Source organism: Sphingomonas sp. Leaf21 (assembly GCF_916858675.1).
Taxonomy (GTDB): domain Bacteria; phylum Pseudomonadota; class Alphaproteobacteria; order Sphingomonadales; family Sphingomonadaceae; genus Sphingomonas.
In genome coordinates this window covers 1-19409 of record NZ_CAKASM010000038.1, presented here as the reverse complement: position 1 = coordinate 19409, position 19409 = coordinate 1, and the positions used below count along the sequence as shown (strand labels likewise).

The 19409-nt window shown below is 67.5% G+C and carries 19 protein-coding genes; 13 read left to right on the top strand and 6 right to left on the bottom strand.

Features of this window, described 5'->3' with window-relative positions:
* Positions 1–75: 75 nt before the first annotated feature.
* The gene (locus tag LRP66_RS17620) at positions 76–600 is read left to right on the top strand and encodes a recombinase family protein (RefSeq protein ID WP_268992472.1); all 525 of its coding nucleotides are present in this window, start codon (positions 76–78) and stop codon (positions 598–600) included.
* A gap of 67 nt (positions 601–667) precedes the next feature.
* Here LRP66_RS17620 and LRP66_RS17615 read toward each other — a convergent pair whose 3' ends face one another.
* A complete protein-coding gene (locus LRP66_RS17615; RefSeq protein WP_230483905.1) occupies positions 668–1267 on the bottom strand; it encodes a hypothetical protein in 600 nt (199 codons plus the stop codon).
* 34 nt (positions 1268–1301) lie between these two features.
* Positions 1302–1577: a hypothetical protein gene (locus LRP66_RS18385; RefSeq protein WP_443026716.1), complete on the bottom strand. Its 276-nt coding sequence runs from the start codon at positions 1575–1577 to the stop codon at positions 1302–1304.
* Positions 1578–1703: 126 nt separating this feature from the next.
* Between LRP66_RS18385 and LRP66_RS17605 the strand changes: the two genes are divergently transcribed.
* The 5 genes from LRP66_RS17605 to LRP66_RS17585 are packed head-to-tail and all read left to right on the top strand — an operon-like array spanning position 1704 to position 5907.
* Entirely contained in the window at positions 1704–1988 is a 285-nt protein-coding gene (locus tag LRP66_RS17605; protein WP_230483904.1) for a hypothetical protein, read from the top strand.
* Entirely contained in the window at positions 1988–2419 is a 432-nt protein-coding gene (locus LRP66_RS17600; protein WP_230483903.1) for a periplasmic heavy metal sensor, read from the top strand. The genes LRP66_RS17605 and LRP66_RS17600 overlap by 1 nt, the downstream gene beginning before the upstream one ends.
* Before the next feature lie 10 nt (positions 2420–2429).
* Positions 2430–2990, top strand: a complete 561-nt coding sequence (locus LRP66_RS17595; RefSeq protein ID WP_230483902.1) for an RNA polymerase sigma factor — start codon at positions 2430–2432, stop codon at positions 2988–2990.
* A 32-nt stretch (positions 2991–3022) separates the two neighbouring features.
* Positions 3023–4849, top strand: a complete 1827-nt coding sequence (locus tag LRP66_RS17590) for a copper resistance system multicopper oxidase (RefSeq protein ID WP_230483901.1) — start codon at positions 3023–3025, stop codon at positions 4847–4849.
* A complete protein-coding gene (locus tag LRP66_RS17585; protein ID WP_230483900.1) occupies positions 4846–5907 on the top strand; it encodes a copper resistance protein B in 1062 nt (353 codons plus the stop codon). Before LRP66_RS17590 ends, LRP66_RS17585 begins: the two co-directional genes overlap by 4 nt.
* Here the strand turns inward: LRP66_RS17585 and LRP66_RS17580 are convergent.
* The 3 genes from LRP66_RS17580 to LRP66_RS17570 form a co-directional block, all read right to left on the bottom strand.
* Positions 5904–7085, bottom strand: a complete 1182-nt coding sequence (locus tag LRP66_RS17580; RefSeq protein ID WP_230483899.1) for a DUF1624 domain-containing protein — start codon at positions 7083–7085, stop codon at positions 5904–5906. The genes LRP66_RS17585 and LRP66_RS17580 overlap by 4 nt on opposite strands.
* Complete coding sequence (locus LRP66_RS17575; RefSeq protein WP_230483898.1) at positions 7082–7696, bottom strand: DUF1826 domain-containing protein; 615 nt, start codon at positions 7694–7696, stop codon at positions 7082–7084. The genes LRP66_RS17580 and LRP66_RS17575 overlap by 4 nt, the downstream gene beginning before the upstream one ends.
* Before the next feature lie 162 nt (positions 7697–7858).
* Positions 7859–9169, bottom strand: coding sequence for a sugar MFS transporter (locus LRP66_RS17570; RefSeq protein ID WP_230483897.1), 1311 nt, complete (start codon positions 9167–9169; stop codon positions 7859–7861).
* Between the two features lie 183 nt (positions 9170–9352).
* On the opposite strand from LRP66_RS17570, the gene LRP66_RS17565 reads away from it, so the two are divergent.
* The 5 genes from LRP66_RS17565 (at position 9353) to LRP66_RS17545 (ending at position 15383) form a co-directional block, all read left to right on the top strand.
* Complete coding sequence (locus LRP66_RS17565) at positions 9353–10447, top strand: aldose epimerase family protein (protein WP_230483896.1); 1095 nt, start codon at positions 9353–9355, stop codon at positions 10445–10447.
* A gap of 13 nt (positions 10448–10460) precedes the next feature.
* The gene (locus tag LRP66_RS17560) at positions 10461–12266 is read left to right on the top strand and encodes an IlvD/Edd family dehydratase (RefSeq protein ID WP_230483895.1); all 1806 of its coding nucleotides are present in this window, start codon (positions 10461–10463) and stop codon (positions 12264–12266) included.
* Between the two features lie 268 nt (positions 12267–12534).
* Positions 12535–13680: a fumarylacetoacetate hydrolase family protein gene (locus LRP66_RS17555; protein ID WP_230483894.1), complete on the top strand. Its 1146-nt coding sequence runs from the start codon at positions 12535–12537 to the stop codon at positions 13678–13680.
* An 11-nt stretch (positions 13681–13691) separates the two neighbouring features.
* Positions 13692–14480 carry an SDR family NAD(P)-dependent oxidoreductase gene (locus LRP66_RS17550; protein ID WP_230483893.1) on the top strand — a complete coding sequence of 263 codons (789 nt, stop codon included), beginning with the start codon at positions 13692–13694 and terminating at the stop codon, positions 14478–14480.
* A gap of 39 nt (positions 14481–14519) precedes the next feature.
* Positions 14520–15383 (top strand): SMP-30/gluconolactonase/LRE family protein, encoded by an 864-nt coding sequence (locus LRP66_RS17545; protein WP_230483892.1) that lies wholly within the window; start codon positions 14520–14522, stop codon positions 15381–15383.
* Between the two features lie 46 nt (positions 15384–15429).
* Here the strand turns inward: LRP66_RS17545 and LRP66_RS17540 are convergent, their stop codons facing one another.
* The gene (locus LRP66_RS17540) at positions 15430–16218 is read right to left on the bottom strand and encodes a FadR/GntR family transcriptional regulator (protein WP_230483891.1); all 789 of its coding nucleotides are present in this window, start codon (positions 16216–16218) and stop codon (positions 15430–15432) included.
* Between the two features lie 98 nt (positions 16219–16316).
* Here LRP66_RS17540 and LRP66_RS17535 point away from each other — a divergent pair, with 98 nt between their 5' ends.
* Positions 16317–17840: an aldehyde dehydrogenase (NADP(+)) gene (locus LRP66_RS17535; RefSeq protein WP_230483890.1), complete on the top strand. Its 1524-nt coding sequence runs from the start codon at positions 16317–16319 to the stop codon at positions 17838–17840.
* A 71-nt stretch (positions 17841–17911) separates the two neighbouring features.
* Positions 17912–18904 (top strand): AraD1 family protein, encoded by a 993-nt coding sequence (gene araD1 / locus LRP66_RS17530; protein ID WP_230483889.1) that lies wholly within the window; start codon positions 17912–17914, stop codon positions 18902–18904.
* Positions 18905–19409 lie beyond the last annotated feature (505 nt).

Sequence of the window (19409 nt, the reverse complement as noted above, 5' to 3'; positions counted from 1 at the left end):
TGCTGTCGCCCGTCGAGTTCGAACGGCAGCAGGCTTTGATGGCTCAAGGCGTCTAGAAAACTAGGGGCTACTCAGATCGAGGCGCAACGTAGTGCGTTGCTCGGATCGATCGTTCAGCCCTTCGACAAGGAGTTCTTCGATAAGAACGTCAGCGGCTCGGTGCTGGCCCAGGACCGGCCCGGCTTCGCCGCGTTGCTCGAATACATCCGCGAGGGCGACAGGCTGCACGTCACCGCTATCGATCGGCTGGGCCGCGATGCTTTGGACATCCAGGCGACGGTGCGGGCGCTGATGGCCAAGAAGGTCGAAGTGGTGGTGCCCACGCTCGGCACGATCACGTCGGGTGGCCGAGGCGGTCGGGTCGGTCGAGCGGGGCAATCGCCGCGCCGTCGCCGTCGCACGGAGCGCGAATGCCAGCGGGCGATCCTTTCGACCGGCGCAGGGATCGCCGGGTGTCGAGCGGCAGGATCGTTACGGATGGTAGACGATCGGCGTGGCGAACGGGCAAGGAAGCGGCGCTGCCCTGGGTTTGGCCGACAGGGGTGGCCTGCGCGCGGAAAGCACAGGTTGGCCGGCTTCGCCGGGTGGGCTGCTCAATGAGAGACCCGTTCGGGGAATAAGCAGGGCGCGATGCCCATACTACCGCGCGGCCCAATCGGGCCCCGCGTTACAATGCTTCGAGGGCTAGCCGAATATGCGGCTCGATGGTTTCAGCCACGGCCTTGAGGCGGCGATGGCTGATCCTCAGAACCTCCTCCGTCACCCTGCCACTGACGATGCCTTCCTCGCCCCGCAGCATGGCCCGGTCCCGGTTGAATGTTTCCGAGAGGTCGTTGAGTGCCACCCACAGGGCGAAACTGTTCGCGCGAAAATTCTGGCGGGCATCCTGAACAGAATCCCAGGACGTCCTCAACACCTCATACTGCCCGGCTACGGCCATCCGGCGAGTGAAGAGTGGCTCGGACGGATCCAGCTCAACGCCGATCACGCCGACGATGTTCTGCATCTGGCCTAGCGCTTCGCGGAGCAGTCGTTTTTCCTGCTGCAGGTCCTGGTTCCGTTTGCGGTCCTCAAGCCACATGGTGGCGCGCACCGTCAGGGCTATGCCAAGGATCGTCGCCATGGCCTGGAGCCAATCGCCGCCGCTGATACCGGCGAATCCCGCCCAGACCTTTGGTCTGGCAAGGATCAACGCCCCGAGAAAGAGGACGGCGGCGCCGGTCAGTCCGCCGATGCAGGCGGCCTGGAATTTCGTGATCGGTTTCATGGCGTCAGCATTTCGCCGTGACGTAAAGAGAATCTTACCCGGAACCTCGGATTGGTCCGAACCCGATGCAATCGTCCATGCAAACGTCGAGCCGCCGGAAAGCGGCGCTCCCCAAATCCCCGCCGACGCACTGGACGACGCCGTCCGGTGCCAGGTCGCCAGCCGTGACGAGTTCGACCGGCTCCGCCGGGTCGATCCTGCCACGCTGACCGATCTCGAGCGCGCGACGCGCTTCCTGTACCTTCGGCGGCTGGCGTTCGGCGGCAAGGTCGTCGGGCGGATCGCAGTGCCCAGACGCGCGCATGGGCATGGTGATGGCCCTGACGGGTCCTTTGATCGGGCTGCCTGGCGGCCTAGTTGCGTACGCCGCCGGACATGACCTCTCGCCCCTATCCTTCGATGAGGGGGCAGGGCGGTTTTCGCGTATAGTGGTGTGATGACCGACCTTTTCGACCGCGATCTCGACCGGCTGGCCAGCATGGCGCCACCCGACTCCCTGCAGGATATGGAGCGCCGCATCGGCGCGGTGATCGCCGAGGGGCAGGCGGTGCGCGATAGGGCGTCGTTCGGCGGCATGGTGGTCGCGGGCGGCGGTGCGCTGTTGCTCGGGCTCGCGGGTGGCGGTGTGATGGCGGGGCGGATGGAGGCCGAGGCGCCGCCGGCCTCGCTCGTCGCGCTCGACGCGGGACTGGCGCCCTCGACCTTGTTGCTGGGGCGGTGATGCGGCGGAATCTGCTGACGCTGGCGATCGCCTTCGTCGCGGCGCTGGCGGGGGTGGCGATCGGGTGCCGGGTGTTGATGCCGCGCGAGCCGCAGGCAAGCGATCTCCATGCGCTGGTCCATCACGACATCCGGCTCGATCCGGCACAGGCCGCCGCGCTCGATCGGCTGGAGGCGCAGTTCGCGACGACCCGCGCGACACTGGAGGCGCGGTTGCGCGGCGACAATGCGCGGCTGGCGGCGGCGATCGAGGCGGAGCATCGCGACGGGCCGCGAGTCACCCGCGCGATCGATGCGGTGCATCACAGCATGGGGGAGCTGCAAAAGGCCACGCTGGCGCATGTCTTCGCGATGCGCGCGCAGTTGCGGCCCGATCAGGCGGCGACCTTCGACCGGCTGGTGGTGGCGAAGCTGACCGAGAGTGGCCGGTGAGCCCGGCGCGGTGAGCCGTGATCTGGGCGGGCTGGCCGATGGCGAGCTGGTGGTGCTGGCGCGGCGCGGCCGACAGGACGCCTATGCCGCGATCGTCGCGCGACACAAGACGGCGCTATACCGGCTGATCCTGGCGCATGTCCGCGATGCCGACGAGGCGCTGGATCTGGTTCAGGAGAGCTTCGTCGCGGCGCATGGCGCGCTCGCACGGTTCGACGAGGCGCGGTCGCTCCGCGCCTGGCTGAGCCGGATCGCACTCAACAAGTGCCGCGACTGGGGTCGGCGGCGACGGGTGCGGGCGATGCTGGCGCGCGTGCTGCCGGTCGACGCCGCGGCCGAGATCGCCGACGATCGGATCGGTGGCGAAGCGGCGGCGATCGAGCGGGATTCGCTGGCGCGGACGCTCGCGGCGCTGGACGCGCTGCCCGAAGCGTTGCGCACCCCGCTGATCCTGTGCGCGGTCGAGGGGCTGAGCCAGGCCGAGGCTGCCGAAGCGCTGGGCCTGAGCGCCAAGGCGGTCGAGCTGCGCGTGCGACGGGCGCGCGCGGCTCTGCGCGAGCAGGTCGGGTGAGGGGAGGGACGCCGGGGCGCGTATAGGGGGCCATGAACAGATTCATGACGGCGATCGGTCGCCGCGATCTCCTGGTCGGGAGCGTCGGACTTTCTTCGCTTGCGGCGCTGCCCGGCTGGGCGCAGGGCCATGCGCATCGGCCAGCACCGGGTCTGGCGCCGCGCGCCGAACTGAGCGGCGAGGACATCACGCTGACGGTCGGGCGGCAGATGATGACGATCGACGGCAAGCCCTATCATGCGATCGGGATCAACGGCGCGACGCCCGCGCCGCTGATCCGCCTGCGCGAGGGGCAGCGTGCGCGGATCACCGTGGTCAATGCCCTGGACGAGGAGACGTCGATCCACTGGCATGGCCTGTTGCTGCCCTTCCAGATGGACGGCGTGCCGGGGATCAGTTTTCCGGGCATCCCCGCAGGGGGGCGCTTCACCTATGACTTCCCGGTGGTGCAGGCGGGGACCTATTGGTATCACAGCCACTCCGGGTTGCAGGAGCAGGAAGGCCATTATGGCCCGATCGTGATCGATCCGGCGGGGGCGGATCCGATCCCTTCCGACCGCGAGCATGTGATCGTCCTGTCGGACCACAGCCCGCTCCATCCCCATGCGATCTTCCGGCGGTTGAAGCTGCAGGGTGGCTATTTCAACTACCAGAAGCAGACGCTCTCGGGCCTGATGGCCGGGCGCGACCAGCCGCTTGCCGAGCGGTTGCGCTGGGGCGCGATGCGGATGGACCCAAGTGATGTGTCGGACGTGACCGGGTCGACCTATCGCTACCTGATCAACGGTCATGGCCCGGCGGACAACTGGACGGGCCTGTTCACGCCCGGCGAGCGGGTGAGGCTGCGGGTCATCAACGCATCGGCGATGACCAACTTCAACCTCCGTATTCCGGGATTGTCGCTCGGCGTGGTGCAGGCGGACGGGCAGGATGTGCGGCCGGTCACCGTCGACGAATTGCAGATCGCGGTCGCCGAAACCTATGACCTGATCGTCACGCCGACCGAGGACCGTGCCTATACGCTGGTGGCGGAGACCTGGGACCGGTCGGGGATGGCGCGGGGGACGCTGGCGCCGCGCGCCGGGATGGTCGCGGCGGTTCCCGCCCTCCGCCCGCGCCCGCTGGCGACCATGACCGACATGGGGATGGGCGGCATGGGGATGGGCGGCATGGGGGCGATGCGGCATGGCGGCGAGGCGGAGGGCGCTTGTCCGCCGGAGCATGCGGCCATGGGCCATTGCCGCCCGGCGGGGGACGATCCGGCGGGGGACGATAAGGGGCAGGGGGCGATGACGCATGACATGCGCGACTTCGCCAACGCACCCGGTCTGCCGCGCACCCCCGTCGTCCAGACGGTCGCGCCGATGCCGATGGACCGGACCGGCGAGCCGCCACAGGGGCTGGCCGATGTCGGTCACCGCGTGCTGACCTATCGCGACCTCCAGAGCGTCGCGGCAAATCCCGACCGGCGGGTGCCGTCACGCGCGCTGACCATCCATCTGACCGGCAATATGGAGCGCTATATGTGGGCGTTCGATGGCGTGAAGCTCAACGCCGTCACCGCGCCGATCCCATTCCGGCTGGGGGAGAGGGTGCGCGTGACCCTGGTCAACGACACGATGATGGCGCATCCGATCCACCTGCATGGCCACTTCTTCGAACTGGTGACCGGGCATGGCGATCATGCCCCGCGCAAGCACACCGTCAATGTCGCGCCGGGTGGGATGGTGACCTTCGACCTGACCGCCGATGCCGAGGGCGACTGGGCGTTCCACTGCCACATGCTCTATCACATGCATGCGGGGATGATGCAGGTCGTCTCCGTCCGGCGCGATCCGGCGGAAGGGGCGGCGGCATGATCCCGTTCGCACTGTTGCTGGCCGAGCCTCAGGCGCATCACGACATGACGATGATGCCGGGCATGACCATGCCCAAGGCGAAACCCGTCACGCGGCCACGCAAGCCCGCCAAACGGCGCCCGGGGCCCTCGATCAGGCCACCGACCGTCGCGGAACCGCAGGCGTCGGGCGCGATGGGGCATGACGCGATGCCGGGCATGGCGCCGATGGCTCCGGCGGCGTCGGAGGCGGAAGCCTGCCCGGCGGCGCACGCCGCGATGGGGCATTGCCGGCCGGCAGAGGCGATGCCCGACCATGGCCAGGCGATGCCTGCCATGGCCGGGATGCCGATGACGCAGGCAATGGTCGGCAATGCGCCGCCGCCATCGCCACCGACCGACCGCGCCGCTGACCGCTTCTACGATCCCGCCGCGATGGCGCTGGCCGATCGCCGGATGCGCGCCGAGCATGGCGGCATGCGCTTCTCGCAGATCCTGTTCAATCTGGCCGAAGTGCAGCCGCGCGAAGGGCGCGACGGCTATCGTTGGGATGGGGAGGGCTGGTTCGGCGGCGATATCGACCGGCTGGTGGTGAAGACCGAGGGAGAGGGCGACTTCGGCCACCGGATCGGCGCGGCAGAGGTGCAGGCGCTCTATTCGCGGGCGGTCGATCCCTATTGGAACCTGCAGGCGGGGCTTCGGCAGGATGTCGGCGGCGGCGCGCGGCGGAGCTATGCCGCGGTCGGGGTAGAGGGGCTCGCCCCCTACTGGTTCGATGTCGAGGGCATGGTGTTCCTCTCCGACAAGGGGGAGCTTCACGGTCGCGCCGAGGCCTGGGTCGATCAGCGGCTGACCCAGCGCGCGTTTCTGCAACCGCGGGTCGAGGTCAATCTGTCGGCGCAGGACGTCCCCGAGCAGCGGATCGCCGCCGGTGTCTCCAGCCTCGAACTCGGCCTGCGGCTCCGCTACGAGATCGCGCGCGAATTCGCCCCCTATGTCGGCATCAACTGGGAGCGTCGCTACGGCCCGGCGGGTGGCGGCGGCGCGGGGCTGGCACTCGGCATCCGGACCTGGTTCTAGAGGTAGCGCAGCCAGCGCAGGTCGCGGCGGCGGCGCTTGAGTTCGGCAAACCATTTGGTCGGAATATATAGCGGCACGATGAGCAGCAGATACATCAGCCACATCGCCCCGACCGAGGGAAGGCCGAACACCGCTCCCTGATTGGTGCCCCAGATCGCCACCGCGAGCAGGTAGAGGCCGCGCAGCACGTAGAGGTGGAGCAGATAGAAGGCCATCGGCGCGCCGCCCATGACCGCCAGCGCCCTCGCCAGGCGACCGTCGCGCCCTTCGAACAGGGCGAGCAGCAGCGCGGCGACACCCAGCGTCGCCATCAGGAACAGCAGCGACGGCGGATATTTGGTCAGCGCCATGAACCGCATCACGCTGCGCAGCGTGTCGCCGGGCAGCGGTGCCCAGGGCGCGTCGCCATAGAGGTTCGATGTCCGCAGCGCCACGAAGCCGACCAGCAAGCCGACGCCCAGCCATGCGAACCTCCGCTGCCGGACTTGGGCGGCGAGCCGGAACCAGGGGCCGATCGCATAGCCAAGCGCGATCACCCCGATCCAGGCCAGGACCGGATAGGTCGTCTTGATCGTGATTCCCATCCATTCGAACGCGGTGCGGTGATGGACCAGCGCCCACGGCTTGAACCACGGACTGTCGGGGGCGAAGGTTACGGGATCGAGCAGATTATGGCCTGCGACGATCGCCACGCCGATCGCGGCGATCGCGATGCGCGGCAGGTGGATCAGACCGGCCAGCGCGATCATGCAGACTCCGATCGCCCAGATGACCTGCAGCCAAAGCGTCTCGGGCGGAAATTTCGCCGACCAGGCGAACCCGACCAACGTCACTTCCAGCAGCATCAGGAACAGGCCGCGCGTCAGCAGGAACCGGCTGGTTTCCGCACGGCTGTGCGTCTGGCCGTAGAGCCAGGCCGACAGCCCGGTCAGCGCGATGAAGGTCGGTGCGCAGATCGCCGCGAGCGTCCGGCTGAAGAACAGCGCGGGCGCCACGATCCGCGCATCCATCGGATCGCCGACCGCCCAGTGGGTGCAGAAGGTGTCGCGGACATGGTCGAGCAGCATGATGACCATCACCAGCCCGCGCACCGCGTCGATGCTCGCCAGACGCGCGGTCGCGGCGGCGGGGGGCGTGGTGGTCCGGCTGGCGTCCAGGGGCAAGGCGAGGCCGGTCATGCGTCCTCCTCCGGCCAGGGCGCATCGATCACGAGCAGCAGCCGGTCCTCGCCAGTACCGGCGATCGGTGGCGAGCGATGGATGATCGCCCGCTCCCCCGCCCGCTCACGGCCCTTGAACAGGCCGACATCGCCCGGTGCCAGCGCTCGTGGTTCCGCTTCCACCGACGCGCCTTGCGGCAGCCACTGCGTCGCGCGCCCGCAATAGGTGGTGATCAGGCGCAGCGCGACGTAATCGGCATGGAATTTCCAGCATCCGTCGCCCGTCACCCGCTCCAGCCGTACCTCGACCCGGTCCTCGCCGGTCAGCGCGGCATAGAGTCGTGCCAGATGCTGGACATCGGTGGCCAGCAGATGGTGCCAGTCCTGGGGCGGCAGTCCGGCCAGCGCGCTGGCGATGCCGTGCGCCACCGACCCGCTGTGGCTCGCAAAGCGGATGGTCGGGACGCCGGTCAGGTCCGGACGCGCCAGGGGAGAGGAGCGTTGCCAGACGGCGAGCGTGACGACGGGATCGTCGATCGCGTCGAGCATCGCGGCGTCATGCACCATCCGGACATGCTCGGGCAGCGCCGGGGCCGTGCGGTGCGCTTCAATTTCTACGGTCTGGATCACGCCTGTCATCATCATTTTGTGTTACGGTGTAACATTACCAAAACATAATCGATGACGAAAGGGGGGGGCGGCGGCCCGCTCATCCCGTCGATCCGGCGCCATAGGAAAAGGGCGGCACCTCGCGGCACCGCCCTTTCATGCATTCCGCTTCCGCGGGGTCGGTCAGACCGCGTCTTCGTCTGGGAAGGCGTTGGTCGGCTTCGATCCCCAGAGTGCGTAGAACAGGATGTAGAGTTCGCACACGGCGGTCAGCAGGAACGACTCCTGCAGGCCATAGTGATCGGCGAGCCAGCCATGCACCGCGACCAGCGCGCCGCCCGCGATCGCCATGATCAGCAGGCCCGAGCCTTCCTCCGTCAGCGGGCCCAGACCCCGGATGCCGAGCGTGAAGATGGTCGGGAACATGATCGAGTGGAACAGGCCGACCAGGATCAGCGACCACATGGCGACATGGCCGGTGGTGAAGACGGTCGCCAGCATCACGATGAACGCGCCGATCGAGAAGACGGCCAGCACGACACCGGCGGGCACCTTCTGCATGATCGCCGACCCGACGAAGCGACCGACCATCATCCCGCCCCAGAGCAGGGTCAGGTAGCGGCCAGCGGCCTCGGTGGTCATGTTGCCGATGTCGGGGCGGCTGACGAAGTTGACGAACAGGTTGCCGACGCCGATCTCGGCGATCAGGTAGATGAAGATCGCGCCGATGCCGAACACCAGGTTGCGATGCTTCCACAGCGAGTGGTTCTTGCGGTCCTCCTTGGCGACGCGGCTGGTGGCCGAGCCCATGGCGGGCAGCGGGAAGCGCGCGATGACGACGGCGAGGACGACCAGCACCACGGCGACCAGGCCGTAAGGCAGGACGACGGCATGCGCGTCGGCCAGGCGTTCGGCCTGGGTCAGCGCGGCGCTACCGGCCTCCGCCGTGCCGCCCTTCGACCGGCCGAGGATCAGATAGGCGCCGAACAGCGGGGCCAGCATCGTGCCCATCGAGTTCATCGCCTGGACGAGGTTCAGGCGCGACGACGCGGTATCCGCCGGGCCGAGAACCGCGACATAGGGGTTGGCCGCGACCTGGAGCAGCGTGATGCCGCTGGCGATCACGAACAGCATCAGCAGCGTGACACCGTAGGAGGGAAGCGACGCCGCCAGCATCATGCCGACAGCACCCGCCGCCATGATGAGCAGGCCGGTGACCAGCGACTTCTGATAGCCGATCTTCTCGATCAGCTTGGCCGAGGGGATGGAGGCGAAGAAATAGGCGATGAACCACACGCTCTCGATCAGCGAAGCCTGGAAATAGCTCAGCTCGAAGACGCTGCGCAGGTGGGGCAGCAGCGTGCCGTTGATGACCGTGATGAAGCCCCACATGAAGAAGAGGCTGGCCAGCAGGGTCAGCGCCGACCCGTAATTGGTCGTCCCTCCTCCGACGGGCGGTGCGCCGGTGGCGCGGGACGTGACGGGTGCGGCCATTGCATTCCTCTCCTTCGGACCGGTCGCACCACGAAAAACTGTGCGTCGACCGGCTTGCTCCTGATATTTTGTCTGACTATAGTGACGCAAAAGGCGCGTCAATGGCGTCTGGCGACGGAGGGATGAGGCATGTCGATGGCGTCAATCAAGAGCTTTCTTACTTTGGTAGCGGTAACCTCCGCAATGACTTCCACGGCCGCTCTGGCGAGCGAGGCAAAGCGTGCGCCCGCGGGCTATTCGGTCGAGGGCGCGCCGATCGAATCCGTCACCCTGACCAACAAGGCGGGGCTGTCCGCGCGCGTCCTGACCTATGGTGCGACGCTGCAGCAGGTGATGGCCCCCGACCGCAACGGCCAGTTCGCCGACGTCCTGCTCGGCTATGACAAGGCCGAGGATTATGTGAACCACCCCAATTTCTTCGGCGTGACGGTCGGGCGCTTCGCCAACCGGATCGGCGGCGGGCGCTTCTCGCTGGGCGGTCAGAGCTATCAGCTCTCGCTCAACGACAAGACCAATTCGCTCCATGGCGGGACAAAGGGCTTCGACAAGCATCTGTGGCGCATCGTCTCGATGAAGGACGGTCCGACCGCGAGCGTGGTGATGGCGCTGACCAGCCCCGATGGCGACCAGGGCTATCCCGGCAAGGTCGACGCGACCGTCACCTACTCGCTCGACGAGGCGGGGTCGCTGACCATCGCGTTCGAGGCGAAGACCGACAAGCCGACGATCGTCAACATGACCAACCACGGCATCTGGAACCTGAACGGCGAGGGTTCGCCGCTGGGCGCGACGTTCCACAAGCTGACCATCCCGGCGACCGCGTTCACGCCGGTCGATGCCAAGCTGATCCCCACCGGCGAGCGCAAGCCCGTCGCGGGCACCGTGTTCGACTTCCGCCAGCCGCGCGTCGTCGCCGACGGCATCCGCGACGGCAACGACCTGCAGATCCGCTACGGCCAGGGCTATGACCACAACTTCGCGCTCGACAAGGGGCTGACCGCGACGCCGCAGCTCGCCGCACGTCTGGAGGATCCCGCCTCGGGCCGCGTCATGGAGGTCTTGTCGACCGAGCCGGGCGTGCAATTCTATACGGGTAATTTCCTCGACGGCACCTATGTCGGCAAGAAGGGCCATCTGTACCGCATGGGCGACGGCATCGCGCTCGAGCCGCAGAAGTTCCCCGACTCGCCCAACAAGCCCGATTTCGTCTCTCCGCGCGTCGATCCGGGTAAGCCCTACCGGCATACCATGATCTATCGCTTCTCCACCGTTCGCTGACCGAAAGCCTGACATGACCGACACGCCCAACCCCGCGTCGCCCCGCCTGCGCAGCCGCGCCTGGTTCGACAATCCCGAGAATATCGACATGACGGCGCTCTATCTGGAGCGCTATCTGAACTTCGGCCTTTCGCTGGAGGAGCTTCAGTCGGGCAAGCCGATCATCGGCATCGCGCAGAGCGGGTCGGACCTGTCACCCTGCAACCGTCATCACCTGGTGCTGGCGGAGCGGGTGCGCGAGGGCGTGCGCGAGATGGGCGGCATCGTCCTGGAATTCCCGGTCCATCCGATCCAGGAAACCGGCAAGCGTCCGACCGCGGGGCTCGACCGCAACCTGTCCTATCTGGGCCTGGTCGAGGTGCTGTACGGTTATCCGCTCGACGGTGTCGTGCTGACCATCGGTTGCGACAAGACGACCCCGGCGATGCTGATGGCGGCCGCGACGGTCAACATCCCGGCGATCGCGCTGTCGGTCGGGCCGATGCTCAACGGCTGGCACAAGGGCGAGCGTACCGGTTCGGGCACCATCGTGTGGAAGGCGCGCCAGATGCTCGCCGCCGGTGAGATCGACGATGCCGAGTTCATCCGCCTGGTCGCGTCGTCGGCGCCGTCGACCGGCTATTGCAACACGATGGGCACCGCGACGACGATGAACTCGCTCGCCGAGGCGCTGGGCATGTCGCTGCCCGGCTCGGCCGCGATCCCCGCGCCGTACCGCGACCGCCAGGAGGTCGCGTACCTGACCGGCAAGCGCATCGTCGAGATGGTGCACGAGGACCTGAAGCCCTCCGACATCCTGACCAAGGACGCGTTCCACAACGCGATCAAGGTCAACTCGGCGATCGGCGGATCGACCAACGCGCCGATCCACCTCGCCGCGATCGCGCGCCACATCGGCGTCGACCTGCCCGTCGAGGATTGGGAGACCGAGGGTCACAAGATCCCGCTGCTGGTGAACCTGCAACCGGCGGGCGAGTATCTGGGCGAGGATTATTACCGCGCCGGTGGCGTACCGGCCGTGGTCAACCAGCTGATCGAGCAGGGCTTGATCCACGAGGACGCCAAGACCGTCAACGGCAAGACGATGGGCGAGAATTGCCGTGGCAGGGAGATCGAGGACGAAAAGGTCATTCGCCCCTTCGCGCAGCCGCTGGTCGAGGAAGCGGGCTTCATCGTCCTGTCGGGCAATCTGTTCGACGCCGCGGTGATGAAGACAAGCGTGATCTCGCCCGAATTCCGCGAACGCTATCTGTCTAATCCGAATGACCCCGACGCGTTCGAGGGTCCGGCGGTCGTGTTCGACGGGCCGGAGGACTATCACCACCGGATCGACGATCCCGCGACCGGCATCACGCCGCAGACGCTGCTGTTCATGCGCGGCGCCGGGCCGATCGGCTATCCGGGCGCGGCGGAAGTCGTCAACATGCGTCCGCCGTCCTATCTCATCACCGAAGGCATCCATTCGCTGCCCTGCATCGGTGACGGGCGCCAGTCGGGGACGTCGGGGTCGCCTTCGATCCTGAACGCCAGCCCCGAAGCGGCGGCGATGGGCGGCCTCGCGCTGATCCAGACCGGCGACCGGGTGCGCATCGACCTGAACAAGGGCAGTGCCAACATCCTCATCTCCGACGAGGAACTGGCCGAGCGTCGCAAGACGCTGGCGGCGGCGGGCGGGTATAAATACCCGGCATCGCAGACCCCGTGGCAGGAAATCCAGCGTTCGGTCGTCGGCCAGATGTCGACCGGCGCGATCCTGGAAGGCGCGGAGAAGTATCAGCGCATCGCCCAGACCCAGGGTCTGCCGCGCGACAACCACTGATCCAGCCAGCGGGTCGGGCCAATGCCCGGCCCGTTTCGGTTCGGGACGATCGCATTCCCGGCGCGTCCGCTCGAAAATTCGCCCGGGTCGGATCGCGCCGCCGCTTTATGATACCAATAGCGGCCCTCTGCGAATTGCGTCATAGTGCCCGGTAGTTGCGGGTCGGCTTTGGTATCAAATGATGAATGGCCGAGTTGGGCATCATCGAGTGCTTGACCTGCGAAGGACACCAATCGATACCGCTAACAAAGTTTGCGGAGAGGATCTTATGGCGAGCGAATTCACCAACCTGATCGATGCGTTGCCGGACGATTGGCGCGATGGGCGTTTTGTCGGCCGGATCGATCGCGGCGAGGGTCCGTGCCCCATCATGATCGAGGCGGGACGCGCTTACGACATGAGCCGGGTCGCGCCGACGGTCTCCGCACTGCTCGCCAACGGCCCGGTCGACGCATCGCAGGGTGAGGCGCTGGGTGAACTCGCCGACCTGAATCTCTCTCCGGAACAGGACGCCGCGAACCGCCTGCTGTCGCCGATCGACCTGCAATGCGTGAAGGCGGCGGGCGTGACCTTCGCCGTCTCCGCGCTGGAGCGGGTGATCGAGGAGCGCGCGCGCGGCGACCATGCCAAGGCGGCCGGGCTTCGCGCCACGCTGGAGCAGGCGCTGGGCGGCAATATCCGCTCGGTCGTGCCGGGCTCGCCCGAGGCGGCACAGCTCAAGGACGCGCTGATCGCCGAGGGGTTGTGGTCGCAATATCTCGAGGTGGCGATCGGCCCGGATGCGGAGATCTTCACCAAGTCGCCGGTGCTGTCGACCGTGGGTTGGGGAATGCCGGTCGGCGTCCGCTCCGACTCGACCTGGAACAATCCGGAGCCGGAAGTGGTGCTGGTCGCCGATGCGCATGGCAAGGCGGTCGGCGCGACGCTCGGCAACGACGTCAACCTGCGCGATTTCGAGGGGCGCTCCGCGCTGCTGCTCGGCAAGGCGAAGGACAATAACGCCTCCTGCTCGCTGGGGCCGCTGGTCCGGCTGTTCGATGACGGCTTCACCATGGACGATGTCCGCTCGAGCGAGGTCAAGCTGACCATCACGGGCACCGACGGCTATGTGCTGGAGGGCGCAAGCTCGATGGACCAGATCAGCCGCGATCCCGAGGATCTGCTGGGCCAGGCGCTCAGCGAGCATCATTATCCCGATGGCCTGGTCCTGTTCCTGGGCACGCTGTTCGCCCCGACCCAGGACCGCGACGAACCCGGCCGAGGCTTTACCCACAAGGTCGGCGATACCGTCGTCATCACCAACCCGCGTCTCGGCACGCTGGTCAATCCGGTGACGACCTCCGCCGACGCCCCGGCCTGGACCTTCGGCCTCGGCCAATTGATGCGCAACCTGGCCCAGCGCGGCCTGTTGTGACGGAGACCTCGATGTTGCAGAAGACCAGCGCCGTCAGCGACACGACCGCGCGCTATCCCAGCCTGATCGACAAGCGCGTCATCGTGACGGGCGGCGGTTCCGGCATCGGCGAGGGGCTGGTCGAGGCGTTCGTGGCGCAGGGCGCGCGGGTCGCGTTCGTCGACATCGCCGAGGAGGCGAGCCGGGTGCTGGTCGACCGGCTGACCCCCGATGCGCGTCATGCGCCGATCCACCGCCGCTGCGACCTGACCGATCTCGATCACCTGAAGGCGATCTTCGCCGATCTGGAAGCGGCGCTGGGCGGGGTCGATATCCTGATCAACAATGCCGGTAACGACGATCGCCACAGCATCGCGGAGGTCACGCCCGCCTATTGGGACGAGCGGCTGAACGTCAATCTGCGGCATCAGTTCTTCGCGGCGCAGGCGGTGATCCCCGCGATGAAGCGGGCAGGGGGCGGCGCCATCCTGAACTTCGGGTCGATCAGCTGGCATCTGGGGCTGAACGATCTCGTCCTCTACCAGACCTGCAAGGCGGCGATCGAAGGGCTGACGCGCAGCCTGGCGCGCGATCTGGGGCGCGAGAATATCCGCGTGAACACCATCGTCCCGGGCAATGTCCAGACCCCGCGCCAGGAGAAATGGTACACCCCCGAAGGCGAGGCCGAGATCGTCGCGGCGCAGTGTCTCGACGGCCGGATCCAGCCCTCGGACGTGGCGGCGCTGGTTCTGTTCCTTGCGTCCGACGATGCGCGGATGTGCACGGGCCACGACTATTTCATCGACGCTGGCTGGCGCTGATCGACGGCGACCGGCGGCGCGAGACGACAGGAGAGAGTGATGCAGCAGGCCGAACATTGCCTGACCGTGGGTGCGACGCTGGGTGAGGGGCCCATCTGGGTCGACGACGCGCTGTGGTTCGTCGACATCAAGCAGCAGCGCATCTACCGCCACGATCCGGCGACCGGCGCTCTGGACCAATGGGCCTCGCCCGAAATGGTGGGCTGGGTCGTTCCGGCCGAGCGCGGCGGTTTCGTCGTCGGGCTGAAATCGGGCCCGCATCACTTCGATCCCGCGACCGGCGGTTTCGAGCGGCTGGCCGAGGTCGATGCCGATCTGCCCGCCAATCGCCTCAACGACGCCTGCGTCGACAGCCAGGGGCGGATCTGGTTCGGCACCATGGACAATGACGAGACCTCGCTCTCGGGCCGCCTGTTCCAGTGGGCCGCCGGGCTGGTCACGCCGACCAGCGCCGACGCGGTGTGCATCACCAACGGCCCGGCCATCTCGCCTGACGATTCGACGCTCTACCACGTCGATACGCTCGGCAAGGTGATCCTGGCGCATCCCATCCTCGCCGACGGGACGCTGGGCCCCGCGACCGAATTCGCGCGCTTCGGCGATGCCGACGGTCACCCCGACGGGGCGATCTGCGATGCCGAGGGCGGTGTCTGGGTCGGCTTCTTCGGTGGCTGGAGCGCGCGGCGCTACGGCCCCGATGGCGTGATGACCGACGAGGTGCGTTTCCCCGTCTCCAACATCACCAAGATCGCGCTGGGTGGCCCCGACGGCCGCACCGCCTATGCCACCACCGCGCGCCAGGGGCTGACCGAGGGGCAATTGGCCGAGCAGGTCCAGGCGGGCGACATCTTCACCTTCCGCGTGCGCGTCCCCGCCAAGCCGGTCCACCGCGCGCATATCTGAACCCGGCGTCTCGGGTGGCCCGCTTCCCCAGGGGGAGCGGGCCTTCTCATTCCTCCATCGCGCTGCGGGTATCCTCCAGCGCCAGATCGACGAGCAGCCGCATGGCCTCTCCCGCACCGTCCACATCACCCGCCGCAATCGCGTCATAGACCTTCACATGGTCGGGCACGGGATTGCGGGGCAGCGCGCGCGACCGCTGCTTGAACTGGGTGGTCCAGGCGACCGCCGCGCCGATGCTGGCGCTCAGCACGACCAGCGCGTCGTTGCGCGTCGCCGCCAGCACGGCGTTATGGAAATCGCGATCGGCGGTCCGCCCGGCCTCGGTCGCCAGCGTGTGGCGGCGCATCGCGGCAAGCGCGTCGCGCATCTCCTTCAGATCGGTCTTGTCGCGCCGCTCGGCCGCCAGCCGCGCGGCGGCGGGCTCGACGATCGCGCGCAACTCGAACAGGCTGCGGACGAAATGGATGTCCGGCTCGCCCGAAAACGCCCAGGCCAGCACATCGGGGTCGAGCAGGTTCCAGCGGTTGCGCGGCAGGACGCGCGTGCCGGTCTTGGGGCGGCTTTCGACCAGGCCCTTGGCGCTGAGCACCTGCACCGCCTCGCGATAGGCGCTTCGCGACACGTCGAGCGCTTCGGAGAAGGCGACCTCGCCCGACAGCGTGTCGCCGGGCCGGTATTCGCCCGAGACGATCGCCGCGCCCAGCTTGTGCGCGATCGCGCCGTGCAGGCGACGGCCGGTGCCGCGCCGCGTGCGCGCGGGTGTCGCGGTGGCGTCATCGCCCGGTGCGATGGCCGTCGGGGCGGCGCTGTCCTCGATCATGTCATTGTCACTCATCGCTTATACCTCTCCGCCCCTAGCTTTGCGCACAACCTTTAACATTGCCATCACTCCGTCAAACGAATATGTCGGAGTAATATAAAGGAGCTTCCCCTATGACCGATTTCCGTTCGATCGACGCCGCCACCGGACAGCCGGTGGGCGACGCTTTCGCGGTCCACGGACCGGCCGATGTCGACGCGGCCTGCGCGGCGGCGGAGGAGGCGTTCGACGTCTATCGTGCCACCTCGCGCGAGGACCGTGCGGTGTTCCTCGAGACGATCGCGGCCGAGATCATGGGCATCGGCGACGAACTGATCGAGACCGCGATGCGCGAGAGCGGCCTGCCGCGTGGCCGCCTGGAGGGTGAGCGCGGCCGTACCTGCGGTCAGCTCGGCCTGTTCGCCAAGGTGCTGCGCGCCGGTGCCTATCTGCAGGTCCGCATCGATCCCGCCATGCCCGATCGGCCGGTGATGCCGCGTCCCGACCTGCGTCTGCGCATGGTGCCGCTGGGGCCGGTCGCGGTGTTCGGCGCGTCCAACTTCCCGCTCGCCTTCTCGACCGCGGGCGGCGACACCGCCTCGGCGCTGGCCGCCGGTTGCCCGGTGGTCGTCAAGGGCCACCCGGCCCATCCGCAGACCGGCGCGCTGGTCGCCGCCGCGATCGAGCGCGCCGTCGCCCAATGCGGTCTGCCCAAGGGCGTGTTCGGCCACCTGACCGGCCCCAGCAACGAACTGGGCGGTGCACTCGTCCGTGACCCGCGCATCACCGCGGTCGGCTTCACCGGCTCGCGCGCCGGTGGCCTGGCGCTCGTCAAGATCGCGCAGGAACGCCCCGTTCCGATCCCGGTCTATGCCGAGATGTCGAGCATCAACCCCGTCGTACTGATGCCCGAGGCGCTGAAGGCGCGGGGCCAGGCGCTGGGCACGGCGTTCGTCGGATCGCTGACCATGGGCGCAGGCCAGTTCTGCACCAATCCCGGCCTGCTCGTCGCGATCGAGGGCGCGGGGCTAGACGGCTTCATCGAGGCGGCACGCACCGCGCTGACCGATGCGGCGGCGCAGACCATGCTGACCCCGGGCATTCACGCGGCCTATACCAAGGCGTCGGAAGCGCTGGCGAGCCACGACAAGGTCGAGACGGTGGCACGTGGCAAGGTGGGCGAGGGCATCACCGCCGGTCGCGCCGCCTTCTTCCAGACCACGGCGGAGGCCTTCCTCGCCGATGAGGCGCTCGGCCATGAGGTTTTCGGCGCTTCGTCGATCCTGGTCCGTTGCCGCGACGAGGGCGAACTGATCGCCGTGCTCAAGGCCGCCGAGGGCCAGCTCACCGCGACGATCCAGATGGACGAGGGCGATACCGACATGGCCGCACGGCTGGTGCCGGTGCTCGAGCGCAAGGCGGGGCGCATCCTCGCCAATGGCTGGCCGACGGGTGTCGAGGTGGCGCATGCGATGGTGCATGGCGGCCCGTTCCCCTCGACCTCGGATGCGCGCACGACCTCGGTCGGCAGCCTCGCGATCGACCGCTATCTGCGGCCGGTGTCGTACCAGAATCTCAGCGCCGCGCTGCTGCCCGACGATCTGAAGGACGAGGCGGCGGGCACGCTGCCCCGCCTGGTCGACGGCCAGCCGGGTTAAGGAAATGACGGGGCGCGGGCCGGATAGGGCTCGCGCCCCTTTTCGATGATAAGGACCAAGGGGAGGATTTGATGGCTGATCGTCTGTTGCAGCATCGTGCGCCGGATGGAACGCGTGCGGTCATTCTGGCGCGCGGCGACCGCGCCGCGTTCGTACCGGGCGTCGAAACCGTCATCGCGCTGGCCGAGCGTGCCATTGCCGAGGGCAAGTCGCTGCTCGACACCGCTTTGTCCTGTGGAGAGGGTGCCAGTGTCGATCTGTCGGCCGAACTCGCGGTGGGGCATCTGATCGCACCGATCGACCATGCCGATCCCGCCCACTGCGTGATGACCGGCACCGGACTGACCCATCTCGGCTCGGCCGAGGGGCGCGACAAGATGCATCGCGACGCCGCGGCGGCCGCGCACCAGACCGACTCGATGCGCATGTTCCTTGAGGGGGTCGAGGGCGGCAAGCCCGGCCAGGGCCAGGTCGGCCAGCAACCCGAATGGTTCTACAAGGGGGACGGCACCCAGCTGGTAGGCCCCGGCGACGCGCTCGAAATGCCCGCCTTCGCGCAGGACGGCGGCGAAGAGCCCGAACTGGCCGGTATCTACCTGATCGGTCCCGACGGTACGCCGCACCGCCTCGGTCTGTGCCTCGCCAACGAGTTCTCCGACCATGTGACCGAGCGGCACAATTATCTCTGGCTCGCCCATTCCAAGCTCCGCCCCGCCGCGCTGGGCGCCGAACTGCTGCTGGGCGAGGTGCCCGAGCATATCGAGGGGACGAGCAAGGTGGTGCGCGACGGCCAGACGCTGTGGGAAAAGCCGTTCCTGTCGGGTGAGGCGAACATGTCGCACAGCCTCGCCAACCTCGAGCATCATCATTTCAAATATGCGCTCTTCCGGCGACCCGGTGACGTGCACGTCCATTTCTTCGGCACCGCGACGCTCTCCTTCTCGGACGGGATCCGCACCGAGGAAGGCGACATGTTCGAGATCGCCGCGGCGCCGTTCGCCCTGCCGCTCGCCAATCCGTTGAAGCGGAGCGAGGATAAGCCGGTGACGGTCGGCCGCCTTTGATCGGCGGTACGCGACGCGAAGGAATGCGGGGGCGTCCTTTCCACTGGAAGGGGCGCCCTCTTGCATCCGGGCACCGATTCTCCGGCCGATCTGCGTCGGCACGCACGATACGGAATAAGGTTCCGGGCGCAGGTCGCCCCATTCCAGCCGCTATGTTGTTGAGATAGCGCCGGAGTTCCAGTTTTTTGCAGAAAAATGAAAATCCGCTGTTGACGGTTCGGGGCGACCCCGCCTAGAGGGATGTCACCGCGACGGAGCGGGCCGCTACGGCGGCTTCGGGGTCGGCGGTACTGGCATTGAGATGCTGGCGCACGGAAATTTCTAGGCCGAGAGGTTTAGGAAGGGAAGGGGTGCCGGTGTATTGTTGTCGGCTCTTTGACATAGTTGATTGATGAAGGGACATGCGGGCGGCGGCTTGGCGGTTGTTTGGGGCATTCAAGGTGCCTTGAGATCGTTAACAAGCGGAAAGCCAGTTCGTATGTCTCGTTACATATCCACTTGAATA

Coding starts and splice junctions, on each gene's coding strand:
- LRP66_RS17540 (WP_230483891.1), bottom strand. CDS start 16,218: ATGAGTGACAATGACATGATCGAGGACAGCGCCGCCCCGACGGCCATC.
- LRP66_RS17590 (WP_230483901.1), top strand. CDS start 3,023: ATGAACAGATTCATGACGGCGATCGGTCGCCGCGATCTCCTGGTCGGG.
- LRP66_RS17565 (WP_230483896.1), top strand. CDS start 9,353: ATGACTTCCACGGCCGCTCTGGCGAGCGAGGCAAAGCGTGCGCCCGCG.
- LRP66_RS17560 (WP_230483895.1), top strand. CDS start 10,461: ATGACCGACACGCCCAACCCCGCGTCGCCCCGCCTGCGCAGCCGCGCC.
- LRP66_RS17585 (WP_230483900.1), top strand. CDS start 4,846: ATGATCCCGTTCGCACTGTTGCTGGCCGAGCCTCAGGCGCATCACGAC.
- LRP66_RS17545 (WP_230483892.1), top strand. CDS start 14,520: ATGCAGCAGGCCGAACATTGCCTGACCGTGGGTGCGACGCTGGGTGAG.
- LRP66_RS17550 (WP_230483893.1), top strand. CDS start 13,692: ATGTTGCAGAAGACCAGCGCCGTCAGCGACACGACCGCGCGCTATCCC.
- LRP66_RS17570 (WP_230483897.1), bottom strand. CDS start 9,169: ATGGCCGCACCCGTCACGTCCCGCGCCACCGGCGCACCGCCCGTCGGA.
- LRP66_RS17615 (WP_230483905.1), bottom strand. CDS start 1,267: ATGAAACCGATCACGAAATTCCAGGCCGCCTGCATCGGCGGACTGACC.
- LRP66_RS17555 (WP_230483894.1), top strand. CDS start 12,535: ATGGCGAGCGAATTCACCAACCTGATCGATGCGTTGCCGGACGATTGG.
- LRP66_RS17605 (WP_230483904.1), top strand. CDS start 1,704: ATGACCGACCTTTTCGACCGCGATCTCGACCGGCTGGCCAGCATGGCG.
- LRP66_RS17600 (WP_230483903.1), top strand. CDS start 1,988: ATGCGGCGGAATCTGCTGACGCTGGCGATCGCCTTCGTCGCGGCGCTG.
- araD1 (WP_230483889.1), top strand. CDS start 17,912: ATGGCTGATCGTCTGTTGCAGCATCGTGCGCCGGATGGAACGCGTGCG.
- LRP66_RS17580 (WP_230483899.1), bottom strand. CDS start 7,085: ATGACCGGCCTCGCCTTGCCCCTGGACGCCAGCCGGACCACCACGCCC.
- LRP66_RS17535 (WP_230483890.1), top strand. CDS start 16,317: ATGACCGATTTCCGTTCGATCGACGCCGCCACCGGACAGCCGGTGGGC.
- LRP66_RS18385 (WP_443026716.1), bottom strand. CDS start 1,577: ATGCCCATGCGCGCGTCTGGGCACTGCGATCCGCCCGACGACCTTGCC.